Raw genomic sequence first — 13344 nt, 5'->3', positions numbered from 1 at the left:
ATAACCTATTAAATTGCCCAAGTAGATCTTGTATCTACCCAATTTTATAATTAATTCAAAAAGTCAGTCATGAAACAAACCAGCCTGCTCACGGCATGTATTGCTAGCGCAATGATGTTGTTCTCAACGCAAACAAATGCGCAATTAAAAACACCAGAAGGAAGTCAAAGATCACAAGTAACCCAACGAGTGGGTATCACGGATATAACTATTGATTATGGGAGACCGAGTGTAAAAGAACGTGAAATCTGGGGTAAACTAGTACCTTATGGTTTTAATGATCTTAATTTTGGGACTTCTAAATCTGCTCCATGGAGAGCTGGAGCTAATTTGAATAGTACTATAGAGTTCACCAATGATGTTAAAATAGAAGGAAAAGATATTAAAGCAGGATTATATGGATTGCATATAGCTTTAAAAGAAGATGGTGGTGCAACTATTATACTGTCTACTAATTCTACATCATGGGGAAGTTATTTCTATGATGAAAAAGAAGATGTTTTGCGAGTAGATGTTCAAACTAAAGAAGCGGCGCATACCGAGGTTTTAACTTTTCTATTTCCATCAGTTGAGGCGAATAGCACTATAGCTGCTTTACGATGGGAGAAAAAAGAAATTCCTTTTAAGATTGATGTTGATGTAAAAAATATCGTAATGGAAGGAATTAAAAACGATTTACGCAACACTACAGGATTTACTCAAACTACATGGGATAACGCAGCTAACTATGCATTTAATGCAGGAGAAGTGGATCAAGCACTAGAATGGGTTAATGCTTCTATAAGTGGAAACTTTTTTAGTAAAGAAACTTTTGCAAACCTATCTCTTAAATCTCAAATTTTGGTAAAGCAAGGTAAAACGGCCGAAGCTTTGACTTTTGTAGACAAGGCAGCTAAATTAGGTAACGCCACTCAAGTATTTAGACTAGGAACAGGGTTAATAGGACAAGGACAAAAAGATAAAGCGTTGGATATTTTGAAGAACAATGTTAAAAATTCTAATGGGGCGTGGCCATCTAATTATGGATTAGCCAAGGCATATGCAGCTACAGGAGATTATAAAAATGCTATCAAAGCGATTAATACTTCTATGACTAAAGCTCCAGATAGATTTAAAGGAAGATTAACAGGAGAATTAGAAAAATTAAAAAAAGGAGAAGATATTAATTAAATCTCCTTAAAAATGATGCATTATAAAACGAGGTCCGTTATTGGATCTCGTTTTTTGTTTGTTTAAAAGGGATCAAAACATTAATACCATTTGCATATATTAAATTAGCGTATTAATGTATCTTTGCGCAACCAAATTTATATACATGAGCAAAGCCGTTTACATAGCCACTATTGAACCTAATAGTGGTAAATCTATTGTTGTTTTAGGGATGATGCGTATGCTTCTTGGTAAGATTGCCAAAGTAGGGTATTTTAGACCCATAATTGACGATCCTGCAGCAGGAGAAGTTGATAATCATATCAACACCGTAATATCTCATTTTGAACTGGATATTAATTTTAAAAATGCCTATGCGTTTACCCGTAGCGAAGTACTTCAAAAATATAATCAAGGAAAATCGGGAGAAATCATTGATGGTGTTATCAGAAAATATAAAAACCTCGAAGAAAAGTTTGATTTCATACTTGTAGAAGGAACTGATTTTTCTGATGAAGGGAGTATTATTGAATTTGATATCAATGTTATTATCGCTAAAAACTTAGGTATACCTGCCGTTATTGTGGCCAGTGGAGTTGATAAAAAGAATGAAGAAATTGTAGCTAATCTAAAGCTAGCCTTTGATACATTTAATAGTAAGGATGTTGAGATCATGACGTTGGTAGCCAATAAAGTTACTCCTGGTTGTGAAAAAGATTTGGACTCCCATTTTGAAAAAGATTTTGGTGGCGATGTGGATAGAATCATTATACCGAAGGTTAATTCTTTGATTAATCCTACAATAAAAGAAATTGTAAATGAGCTGGGCGGAAATGTATTGTTCGGTAAAGAATATCTAAATAATCAAGCAGGTAATTTTGGAGTAGGAGCGATGCAGCTGCGTAATTATCTTACTCACCTTAAAGATAACAGTTTGGTAATAACTCCGGGAGATCGCGCAGATATTATATTAGGGGTATTACAAGCTAATATTTCTGACAATTATCCAAAAATTTCAGGAATAATATTAACGGGTGGCATAGTACCAGAAAAATCGATTCTTAAGCTGATAGAGGGCGTTTCTTTATCTTTTCCTATCATATCTGTGCCCAGTGGTACATTCTCTGTAACTAATCAAATTGGAGCTATTAAATCGAAGATCTATTTAGACAATCTACAAAAGATAGATACTTCGATTAGTACTTTTGAGAAATATGTAAATGAAGATGAGCTTGCTGATAAACTTATCACTTTTAAATCTGAGAGTCTAACTCCTAGAATGTTTCAATATAATTTACTTAGACGTGCTTTAAAACATAAAAAACATATTGTATTACCCGAGGGGTCCGATGAGAGAATTTTAAGAGCAACATCTCGATTATTGGCATCAGAAGTTGTTGATATTACGTTGATAGGTAATGAAAAGAAAATTAAGAACAAAGCCGTAAAACTTGATATTCCTATTGATTTCAAGAAGGTGAAAATTATATTTCCTACAGAATCAGAACACTTTGAGGATTATGCACAAACTTTTTATGAACTACGAAAACATAAAAACGTAAATCTTGATATGGCCAAGGATATGATGGCAGATGTCTCTTATTTTGGTACTATGATGATTTATAAGGGGCATGCAGATGGTATGGTATCAGGAGCTGTTCATACTACACAACACACAATACGACCAGCATTACAATTTATAAAAACGAAGCCGGGAGTTAAGGTTGTATCATCGGTATTTTTTATGTGTTTAGAAGATAGAGTTTCAGTTTTTGGAGATTGTGCTATAAACCCTAATCCAAATGCAGAGCAATTGGCAGAAATAGCAATTTCATCTTCAGAATCGGCTGCAGCTTTCGGGATCGAACCCAAAGTAGCTATGTTGTCATATTCTTCAGGAACCTCTGGTAAAGGTGAAGACGTAGAAATTGTAAGGAACGCTACGGCTATAGTTAAAGAAAAACATCCAAACCTTAAGATTGAAGGGCCTATCCAATATGATGCCGCGGTAGATATGAGAGTAGGACAAAGTAAACTCCCTAATTCTGAAGTTGCAGGTCAAGCAAGTGTATTGATATTTCCAGATTTAAATACTGGAAATAATACATATAAAGCTGTACAAAGAGAAACAGGAGCTTTGGCTATTGGTCCAATGCTTCAAGGGTTGAATAAACCGGTAAATGATTTGAGTAGAGGATGTACGGTAGATGACGTATACAATACTGTAATTATAACGGCAATTCAGGCACAAGGATTATAAAGAAATATAAACATGAGAATATTAGTACTAAATTCAGGAAGCTCTTCTATAAAGTTTCAACTGTTTAATATGCCAGAAGCAGCTGTTATTTGCTCTGGCCTTGTAGAACGAATAGGATTAGATAATGCTATAATCAATTACACTACAAGTTCTGATAAGATAGAAAAAGTGAGTCCAATTAAGACACATAAGGATGGCTTACAATTGATAGCAACATACTTGATGGATAAAAAAATAGGAGTACTACAATCGGCTTCAGAGGTTGATGCAGTAGGGCATCGTGTAGTTCATGGAGGGAGTACTTTTTCTAAAACAGTGTTGATAAATAAAGAAGTGAAACAAAAGATAAGCGATCTTTCGGCTTTGGCACCACTTCATAATCCAGCAAATCTTGAAGGTATACTGGTAGCAGAAGAAATTTTTCCTCAAGCCAAACAAATAGCCGTTTTTGATACTGCATTTCATCAAACTATACCGGTAGAAGCACACAAATATGCTATACCTAATAAGTATCTTGAAGAGAATAATATAAGACTATATGGTTTTCATGGTACAAGCCATAAATACGTTTCACAAAAAGCCATTGAGTATCTTGATAAAGATGCAGCCAAAATAATTACAATTCATTTAGGTAATGGTTGTAGTATGACTGCTGTAGAAAACGGAAAAAGTATTGATCATACCCTAGGATTTGCTCCTATGAATGGATTGATTATGGGTACAAGATCTGGAGATATCGATCCCGCGGTCATATTTTATATGGTAAATGCTTTAGGTCATTCTTTGGATGAAGTAAATATGTTATTACAAAAAGAAAGTGGAATGCTGGGGCTTACTGGATATAGTGATCTTAGGGATATAGAAGCTGAGGCCAATAAAGGAAATTCTGATTGTAGATTAGCATTAAAGATGAATGCATACCGTATCAAAAAGTTTATAGGATCCTATGCAGCCATAATGAATGGATTAGATGCTATTGTTTTTACCGCAGGTATAGGCGAGAATTCTGATGTGATCAGAAAGATGGTTTGCAAGGATATGGATTTCTTGGGATTACAATTGGATAAAGAAAAGAATGGTATAAGATCTAAGGAGATAAGAGATATAAGTTTACCTTCATCAAAAACAAAAATATTAGTAATTCCAACAGATGAGGAATTAGAGATTGCCAAACAATCTTTTCAATTACTAGGATAAAGTTTAATTAAGGATGAATATTGATTCATCCTTAATTAAAAAGAGGTTTTAAAATATAACACAATTACCTCCCCTTTCAGAACAATAACCAGGTACACAAGATTGTGTTCCAGAATTGTAAATGATCATGCATTTACGGCTTCCGCAACATCGCACTCTTATGATGGTGTCTGAACCTGTTATTTTTGCTTGTTGTTTTCTATCCAGTTGTTCTATTCCTGGAAATTTTAAGAGCTTTTTCATTGTTTATGATTAGATATAATGAATTGTCGATTAACAGCGAACAGATCGCGCAGTAACGCATCCGCAAACTGTATATTTTGATGTAGCGGTAGGAACTCTTCCTCCTTTAATCATATTAGAGTTTGCAATTGCGATCGTCTGTTTGTCTAGTTTTAAAGTTTTAATGTCTTTTTTTTTCATAATGAGATGATTTTGTGTTATAGTATAATGAAAAAAGGTTGAGTCACAGACTCAACCTTTGTAATGTTATTCTTTCTAGTAGAATATGCAACCACCCCAAGAAAGGCAACGGCCTGGCTCACAAAAACTTCCTCCAGGAAAGCTAACACGGCATTGATTAGGACTACAGCAACCGCCAAATCCGGCACCGTTAATCTTTACTTGTTCTTTTCTACTGAGTTTTTGTACCCCGTTTAATTCTAAGATTTTTTTCATAAGTGAATATTTAAAAAGTTAATAATTCTAATACATTTTATGCAAGAAAGAGACATCTACCGTCGCTACTGCATGCACCAGGTTCACAAAATTGGATTCCAAATTCTGGAAAACTGATTTGACAACCTCTACCAGAAGGACAACAAGTAAGAACTCTGCGAGCTCCATTTATGTGTACCTGTTGTTTTCTACTTAATTTTTGTACTCCTGTGAGCTCTAGAATCTTTTTCATAAATAGCTTCTTTAAACAATTTTAGGCCCAAATACAATTCCCGTTTGATTGGCAATATCCAAAATCGCACCATTCACCTCCATTTGGGAGTCTAGTACAACACATATTTGGCGCTCCGCAATATACTCTGCGGCCCCAAGATCCTTTAATTCCTTGTTGTTCTTGTTTGCTAATAGTTTGAATTCCTGTTAGTCCTAAGATTTTTTTCATCTGTTAATAGGTTTTTAAGAGTTAATGAAATTGATACCTAAAAATATTAGAAAGACCTTTAGGTCACAAGTTTAAGTTCTTGATATTTATAAATTTCAACAACTAATTGATTTGCGAATACTGCTCTTGTATAAGATATATACTGTAAACAATGGTAACTTTAAAATGAAACAAAAAAGATATAGGGAAAGGAAAAAGGAACATGAATAAAAAAAGGCAAATCTTAAGATTTGCCTTTAATTCTTTAAGCTTTAAAAGAAAATGAAATGGCCTTCTAAAATTTTAGATTTTTTCATTTTGCGTAATATATTAAAGTTGGATGATAAATTTACTTTAAATAATCCATAGTCGGTTACCCGAAAACCGCAATATTTATGAGGGAATATTGCTTTAAATAGAGTATCGCTTTAACTATTTACGGGAGCTTCGTAAGAGAACTCTGGTGTATACCGTAAGAAATAACTTATTAACATTTATGTTTTTTATAAATAGCTGATAATGAATCATTTACGATGGTTTTGATGTTAAATGATACATTATCAACATACTACATAACTATTTGGTAACCTTTTGGGCTGGTATCTTTATTAAAATAATTTTAGTTTCGGCTTGATTAAAAGATACTAACTCACAACAACACAATGAAAAAAGTACTACTATTGCTGCTGGCAGTTTCGGCTATTGGATATAGCCAAGTCCCAGCGTATTACAATGATGTAAATATAAATCTTACGGGGCAATCTTTACAGACAGAATTAGGAACAAAAGTTACCAATACGCATGTAACTTTTCTAACATACACACCTGGAGTATGGGATGCTTTAAAACAAAGCGATATAGATCCAACTGATGCATCTAAGGTTATTTTGGTGTATGGATTTAATGATACAGATGGTAATTCTACTACCGATAGAACCCGTGGAGTAAATAATAACGGAGGTGGATCTACAGATTGGAACAGAGAACATGTATATCCCAAATCTTTAGGTAATCCTAATTTGGGTACAGAAGGACCCGGGGCAGATGCCCATCATTTAAGGCCTGCCGATGTACAACGAAATTCTTCACGCGGAAGCAGAAAATTTGCTGATGGATCAGGGAACTCAGGTGCAACCTCTCAAGGACATTGGTATCCTGGCGACGAATGGAAAGGAGATGTAGCACGTATGATGATGTATATGTATATTAGATATGGAAACAGATGTCTTCCTAAAAATGTAGGGATAGGAGCTGCAGCCACAAGTGATAGTAATATGCTTCAGTTGTTTTTAGAATGGAATGCAGAAGATCCTGTTTCACAATTAGAACTTCAAAGAAACCCTGTTTTAGAGAGTGTTCAAGGTAATAGAAATCCATTTATAGATAATCCTGCATTTGCTACTAAAATATGGGGAGGACCACAAGCCGAAGATAGATTTGGAAATACTGGTGGAGGAGAAGATACTGTAGCTCCAGGAACACCTTCAAACCTTGTGTCGAATAATACTACAGAAACATCTACCATATTAACATGGAATGCCTCTACAGATAATGTTGGGGTTACTGGTTATGATATATATAGAGATGGTTCTTTACTTAATACTAGCTCGACGGCTAGTTTTAATGTATCCGGACTTACTGCTAATACAACATACACCTTCTTTGTGAGAGCCAAAGATGCGGCAGGAAATGTATCGGCAGCGAGTAATACCGTTAATGTAACTACTCAAGACAATACTTCGGGAGGAGGAGTAGCAACAGAATTATTTTTTTCAGAGTATATCGAAGGATCTTCTAACAATAAGGCATTAGAAATAGCTAATTTTACTGGAGTTGCGATTAATCTTTCTGGATATGCTATCAAGAAACAAACTAATGGTTCTGGATCTTGGTCTTCTGGATTAAATCTTTCGGGAACTTTGCCAAATAACGAAGTTTATGTGGCAGCAAATAATTCAGCAACTAATACGATCAAGAATGAAGCTGATGTATTGTCATCATCTACAGAAATGGTTTTTAATGGAAATGATCCAGTAGGTTTATTTAAAAATGGAGTTTTGATTGATGTTATTGGAACATTTAGTGGAGGTTCTTCTAATTTTGCCAAGGATGTAACTTTACGAAGAAAATCAGAAGTATCATCTCCATCTACAAATTATACAACTTCAGAGTGGGATTCTTTTTCTCAAAATACGTTTGGTGATCTGGGAAACCATACTTTTAATGGAGGAGGAGGTTCTGGCCCAGATACTCAAGCACCTTCGATACCATCAAATTTAACCGCTTCGAGTATTGGGCAAACTAGTGCTAGTTTATCTTGGTCAGCGTCTACAGATAATATTGGAGTAACGGGATATACTGTATATCAAAATGGAACTCTTTTAGGAACGATTGCTACAACTAATTATAATGTTTCTGGGTTAACTGCAGGTACAACATATAGTTTTACAATAGCTGCTTTTGATGCTTCGGGTAATAATTCGAGTAGTAGTAATGCACTAAGTGTTACTACGCAAGATATTGTAGTTTCTTATTGCTCTTCAAAAGGAAATACTGTCAATTATGAATTTATAGATTATGTTGGTGTTGGTGGGATTTCTAATACTACTGCTGCCAATTCTGGATATGGAGATTTTACCGCACAAGTAGGGAATTTATCTTATGGTTCAAATACAATTGTATTAAGTGTTGGGTTTGTAAGTGCATCTTATAACGAGCACTGGGGAGTATGGATAGATTTTAATAAAAACGGATCTTTTGAATCCTCGGAGAAAGTTGTATCAGGATCTACATCTAATGCAGGTAATTTATCATACAATTTTACGGTACCCTCTAATGCAACGGTTGGAAATACAAGAATGAGAGTCTCTATGAAGTGGAACGGCGCTCCCTCTCCTTGTGAAACCTTTGGTTATGGAGAAGTTGAAGATTACACAGTTACAATAGGGGCATCTTCTGCAAGAAATACAGAAGTATCAAAAGTAAAAATAGATGGAGAGTTGGGTAATGAAGGAAAAGTATTTTCGTCTGAAGTGTTTCCAAATCCAACATCTCAATTTATAAACTTAAAATCTAGTGACAATAGAGAACTTAGTTATAAGTTGATGGATATGAATGGACGTTTGGTAAAATCGGGTATAGCTAAACGAAATAGGATAGAATTAGATGAGGTGATCTCGGGGTTATATGTTTTAGAAACATCTGATGGAGGGCATACAATAACTCAAAAAGTAGTAATTCAAAAATAAGTGTTAATCAAATTTAGAATTATTAAGGCCCGCTTGTTTAAGTGGGCTTTTTTATTGTTAAGTTACATAATACAGCGAAGTGATATGTATTTGTATTGAAATCAAATAATGGGTATTGTAAAGAAGCCTATACATAAACACTATAGTATACGATAGTATATATAGGGTTAACTTCTAAATGCATTACTTTAGAAATTAGTGAAACCTAAGTGTTTTAATACTAGTATTTTCCGACTAAATACATGTCTTCTATGTTGTATTTATGGAAAACAGTAAGTCTTATTATTATTTTAAAGCCCCTTTACTTTCTGTATGTCTATATTTTTTGGGGTATTCCAGCGTTTTTGTAAAATTTCCTCCATCTAAATGTGTTTTAACCGTAAGCATTTTTGGGTTTTTGTTTGTAACTTTAAGTATATAGAAAATCTCAAATAAAGGACCGGTAATAAGACGATTAATTAAAAACCTTGTATGGCAAAAAATACAATATTTTAATACGTCTGCAATATTTTCACACACACTCATTATAGTCTTTTATTACTCTTAAAACTTTTGATTTATGTTACTTGCAAATTTATGTATGTGACAATTTAGATTGATGCGCTTTATGCGCAATTGATTAACTAAGTAAGCATTGTGTTCATTCTTGCAATTTAGGACATGTTTTTATAGCACTGGTTCAACAGAAATATTTCTCTGAACGTTATTCCCTGGTGCCGTCAAACCTTATATTTTTTATGTAGGTGATGTTAAAGATATATGTCTTAAATAAAAATAGCCCTTTGTGTAATTGGAAATAACTAGAATGATGAGTATATCTGCTAATTTTAATGTGTTTTGCGATAAATTGAAAGTTTCGACTAAGAAGAAATCAATAATTTCACTACGGTATAATTCTATATGTAAAAAACTTAATAATGATTTTTGGGATATAAATACCTATTGTGGAGGTATTTATGTAGGTTGCTACGGTAGAGAGACTGCAAACAATAGTACAGAGACGATCGAGATGCTTTTTGAAATGCCATCTCGTATGTACCAACTATATTCTGACAAACCAAATAACGGTCAGTTCTTATTTCTTGAAGATGTTAGAAGATCAATATCGGCGATATATCCTAATACGGTAATAGAACAAGATAGTCTGGAGATCAAGGTTTGTTTTTTTGATAAGATGTGTTTTAAAATAACTCCTGTTTTTTTTAAGGAAAATAATACGCATATATATGCAGATCCTAGAAAAGGTGGAACTTGGGAAACGAAAAATTTCAGTAAGGAAAAACAAAGTACGACCATGTTAAACTTAGCCGCCAATGATAATCACAAAAGGCTTTGTAGGATGGCAAAAATTTGGAAAAAAAATGCCAAAGTCCCAATTTCCGATATGTTAATTGATACCCAGGCTTATGAGTTTTTATTATTCTGGAGATATAGAAATAAATCGTACTCATATTATGATGCAATGTGCAAAGATTTCTTTAAGTATTTAATGGAGCAAAAACCATTAAAAAAGGATTGGAAAGCTATTGGGGATTTTCTGGTTATTCCTAATACGTTTAATTTTAGATATAAGGCTATAATTGCTCATGAAAAGGCAGTAAGAGCTATGACTTTTTCTAAGAATAATCAACAATGGTTAGCCGCTCAAAAATGGAAAGAAATATTTGGTAGTGAATTTCCCGATACGATTGTGGTTGAGAATCAACTCAATACTTTAGAGGAGAATGCGTCTAAGACCTATGAAAGTCAAAAAAAACGCGTCAAGGTTCTAACTGGACAAAGATACCTGTTTGTTACACTCCAGGTATTGTTCGCGCTTACGATTCCTATTGCACTTTTAGTTATTGAATATACACCTTACTTGTATCTAGGGACTTCTTTATTTATTACTGCAATCTTGTGTTTTACAATTTCTTTAGTGTACGGAAGAACTAATAAATATAATACGATATTACGATACAAAGTATCTGCAAAATTAGCTTTACGGGTTAAGGAGCAGATTCATCAGTTAATTTTGGATTTAAATACTCATGATGTAGATGTGGCATTGATACGAGAGAAAAAGAAAGAGGCTGCATCCAAACTTAGAAATATTTATAGAGGAACTTCTTCCAAAATAAGTAAAGGTTGTATCGAAACCTTTGAGAAGTTAAAAAATAGTGCTATTATAGATACCTCTCAAAAATCATCAATAATCTCTGCATCTAATATGGCAATGGCAGAAAGAAGTAAACACAAACTTTATAAGAGCACTGTATATAACATATAATTGACTATAGAAATTAAGTGTGTATTTATAAATCGTAAAAGATACTTTTCTTTATGTTTCAATATGCCTTAACATTTTGGTTTAACGAGATTATTGATAGTAATTACTTATCTTGTAAAGAAATAACCAACACATTATTTGGGGAATGCTCAATTTTACACAGCTCAAGCAGGCTCTTATCAAAGAGGGACCATTTGCACTTTTTTTATGTATTGTTTTACTAGGAATCTTACCAGCAATAGAAGATTTTTCTCTTTTTGCAATTTTTGGATTTTCAATAACGAAATTTTCGATTCACGAAGAATTTAGATTGCTATACGCTATTCCTTTATACCTCATACCGATTGGATTGATTTTGGTTATGGGGGGTAAAAACTACTATCGTATAGTTGGATTGTTACCTGCTTTTTTTGCTGGTTATGTGCATTTGGTGGGTAGTTCAGAGGAATTTTCGTTGGATACATACCAAGCCCTAATTGGTATACTTCATTTTATATGTTATAAAATAGCTTTTCTATATTTTATAGTTAAAGGTAAATTACGTTCAATACCGTTTTTATTAACCCTTATTGTCGTATGGATTTTACTGGATATTCAGCATCTCATATTATTTCTTACGTATACGGTTTTGATACGTTTTCTTTATCTAGCGATTAAACAGAACATAGATATTTTTAGAGAAACGGGCCTCAAACAAACGGGTAAGCTCACTGCAAAGTCGTTTTTGTATTGGTCTCCTCTGTTAATTTTTATTATTCCTGGTGCAATTATGAATAGTAAGATGAATAAGACATCTATAGATAAGATTTATGATAATACTTTTATCATGTCTACAAATGAAGATAGAAAGTACAAAAGAGACCAGTTTGAGAAAGATCTTGAATTTTCGTTAGAAGCTGAGATGATTTGTATGCAAGAGGCTATCAAAAATAGTACAGAACAATTAAATATTATTGCCACAAATAATACAAAAGATTTAGATACTGAAGTAGCTGGAGTGTATGCGGGTATATTTAAACCGACATTACCACAAATGGCTCCGTTTTTTAAAAAAGATGATTGTGGTTTTTGGGGAAAACTTAATTTTCCTTGCCAAATGAAAAATAGTGCAAAAGGAACTGTTAATGGTATTTATGCCAAACAAAGAAGAGAATTCTTATCAGCTTTAATAGTTGAGGTGAGAAATTCGGCTATTGAAATTCAAAATGGAGTGAAGTCATCAACAAATGATATCAATACAACTATCAAGAATCAAATGCATACCTTAACCCAAGGGGTAAAGCGTACTATACAATCTACGTTTGATACGATTACTTTTATTAACCTATTGTTGGATATAGCCTTTGGTTTCCTGATTTTGAAGAGTTTTATGTACGTTTTTTCTAGAGTTGCTTTCTCGTCTGATGATGAAAATTACGTTACACTATTAGAATCTGATGGAAATATTAGCAAAGGAAAATTAAAAAATACGGGTAATCAGTATACAATTAATCCCGAAGAGACCAAAGAGAACTATTTTTTATCACGTTCGTTCGAACCTAGCGGAAGGGCTCCAAAGTTTTCGTTACCGCAATGGAAATCAGCTATACTAGCAAGGCTTTTTACTCGTAATTATGCAATGAATAAAGTAGTTATGAAATCAAGACCCGAAGAGGTGCACTTTAAAGCAATGGGGAGTCATGAATTTGTAGAATGGGATATAAAAGAAGGTGAGGAGGTAATATTTCATTTTAGAAATTTTGTAGGGATGAGTGAAGGGGTTAAGATATCTGCTGTGGTAAGTTTTAGACTAACTTCTTTATTATTTGGTCGTTTGATATTTACAACAGCAAAAGGACCGGGTAAATTGATATTATTAACAAAAGGAGAACCAATAACTCATGGTCATATAGGAGCTAATGCCAGTGTAGCAACGAGTAGAATATTGGCATGGCAAAAAAATACGCGCTTCAATGTAGAATCAGAACTAAATATCGTAGATGTTTTTATGAGTGGTATTTATCTTAAAAAGAAAGATGATGATCTAATTCTTATTGATGCCGATATGAAAGGTGCTTCCAAAAATGGAATCGTAAGGTTTATTAAGAGTTTTATACTTCCAATTTAGAATGTTATATCCCGT

The 13344-nt window shown here is 33.6% G+C and carries 10 protein-coding genes; 6 read left to right on the top strand and 4 right to left on the bottom strand.

From position 1 onward, the window contains the following. Positions 1 to 69: 69 nt before the first annotated feature. From DK508_RS13465 to DK508_RS13455, 3 genes are all read left to right on the top strand, one after another. Positions 70 to 1170 (top strand): DUF2911 domain-containing protein, encoded by a 1101-nt coding sequence (locus tag DK508_RS13465; RefSeq protein ID WP_109301271.1) that lies wholly within the window; start codon positions 70 to 72, stop codon positions 1168 to 1170. 145 nt (positions 1171 to 1315) lie between these two features. Further along, the gene (gene pta, locus DK508_RS13460) at positions 1316 to 3409 is read left to right on the top strand and encodes a phosphate acetyltransferase (protein WP_109301270.1); all 2094 of its coding nucleotides are present in this window, start codon (positions 1316 to 1318) and stop codon (positions 3407 to 3409) included. A gap of 12 nt (positions 3410 to 3421) precedes the next feature. Further along, positions 3422 to 4606, top strand: coding sequence for an acetate/propionate family kinase (locus DK508_RS13455; protein WP_109301269.1), 1185 nt, complete (start codon positions 3422 to 3424; stop codon positions 4604 to 4606). A 48-nt stretch (positions 4607 to 4654) separates the two neighbouring features. Here DK508_RS13455 and DK508_RS21180 read toward each other — a convergent pair whose 3' ends face one another. The 4 genes from DK508_RS21180 to DK508_RS13440 form a co-directional block, all read right to left on the bottom strand. Continuing rightward, a complete protein-coding gene (locus DK508_RS21180) occupies positions 4655 to 4849 on the bottom strand; it encodes a hypothetical protein (protein WP_160114708.1) in 195 nt (64 codons plus the stop codon). Between the two features lie 30 nt (positions 4850 to 4879). Next, positions 4880 to 5029: a hypothetical protein gene (locus tag DK508_RS21175; RefSeq protein WP_160114707.1), complete on the bottom strand. Its 150-nt coding sequence runs from the start codon at positions 5027 to 5029 to the stop codon at positions 4880 to 4882. 292 nt (positions 5030 to 5321) lie between these two features. Then, a complete protein-coding gene (locus tag DK508_RS13445; protein ID WP_109301267.1) occupies positions 5322 to 5516 on the bottom strand; it encodes a hypothetical protein in 195 nt (64 codons plus the stop codon). A 21-nt stretch (positions 5517 to 5537) separates the two neighbouring features. Beyond that, the gene (locus DK508_RS13440) at positions 5538 to 5726 is read right to left on the bottom strand and encodes a hypothetical protein (protein ID WP_109301266.1); all 189 of its coding nucleotides are present in this window, start codon (positions 5724 to 5726) and stop codon (positions 5538 to 5540) included. Between the two features lie 641 nt (positions 5727 to 6367). On the opposite strand from DK508_RS13440, the gene DK508_RS13435 reads away from it, so the two are divergent. The 3 genes from DK508_RS13435 (at position 6368) to DK508_RS13420 (ending at position 13329) form a co-directional block, all read left to right on the top strand. Next, the gene (locus DK508_RS13435; RefSeq protein ID WP_109301265.1) at positions 6368 to 8953 is read left to right on the top strand and encodes an endonuclease; all 2586 of its coding nucleotides are present in this window, start codon (positions 6368 to 6370) and stop codon (positions 8951 to 8953) included. Positions 8954 to 9758: 805 nt separating this feature from the next. After that, a complete protein-coding gene (locus tag DK508_RS13425) occupies positions 9759 to 11222 on the top strand; it encodes a hypothetical protein (RefSeq protein ID WP_109301263.1) in 1464 nt (487 codons plus the stop codon). Between the two features lie 145 nt (positions 11223 to 11367). After that, complete coding sequence (locus DK508_RS13420) at positions 11368 to 13329, top strand: AIM24 family protein (RefSeq protein WP_109301262.1); 1962 nt, start codon at positions 11368 to 11370, stop codon at positions 13327 to 13329. Positions 13330 to 13344 lie beyond the last annotated feature (15 nt).

This window comes from Aquimarina sp. AU474, assembly GCF_900312815.1.
In the GTDB taxonomy this organism is placed as follows: Bacteria; Bacteroidota; Bacteroidia; order Flavobacteriales; family Flavobacteriaceae; genus Aquimarina.
The sequence above is the reverse complement of the archived record's forward strand: the minus strand, read 5'-3'. Positions and strand labels throughout refer to the sequence as shown.

Coding starts and splice junctions, on each gene's coding strand:
- DK508_RS13465 (WP_109301271.1), top strand. CDS start 70: ATGAAACAAACCAGCCTGCTCACGGCATGTATTGCTAGCGCAATGATG.
- pta (WP_109301270.1), top strand. CDS start 1,316: ATGAGCAAAGCCGTTTACATAGCCACTATTGAACCTAATAGTGGTAAA.
- DK508_RS13455 (WP_109301269.1), top strand. CDS start 3,422: ATGAGAATATTAGTACTAAATTCAGGAAGCTCTTCTATAAAGTTTCAA.
- DK508_RS21180 (WP_160114708.1), bottom strand. CDS start 4,849: ATGAAAAAGCTCTTAAAATTTCCAGGAATAGAACAACTGGATAGAAAA.
- DK508_RS21175 (WP_160114707.1), bottom strand. CDS start 5,029: ATGAAAAAAAAAGACATTAAAACTTTAAAACTAGACAAACAGACGATC.
- DK508_RS13445 (WP_109301267.1), bottom strand. CDS start 5,516: ATGAAAAAGATTCTAGAGCTCACAGGAGTACAAAAATTAAGTAGAAAA.
- DK508_RS13440 (WP_109301266.1), bottom strand. CDS start 5,726: ATGAAAAAAATCTTAGGACTAACAGGAATTCAAACTATTAGCAAACAA.
- DK508_RS13435 (WP_109301265.1), top strand. CDS start 6,368: ATGAAAAAAGTACTACTATTGCTGCTGGCAGTTTCGGCTATTGGATAT.
- DK508_RS13425 (WP_109301263.1), top strand. CDS start 9,759: ATGATGAGTATATCTGCTAATTTTAATGTGTTTTGCGATAAATTGAAA.
- DK508_RS13420 (WP_109301262.1), top strand. CDS start 11,368: ATGCTCAATTTTACACAGCTCAAGCAGGCTCTTATCAAAGAGGGACCA.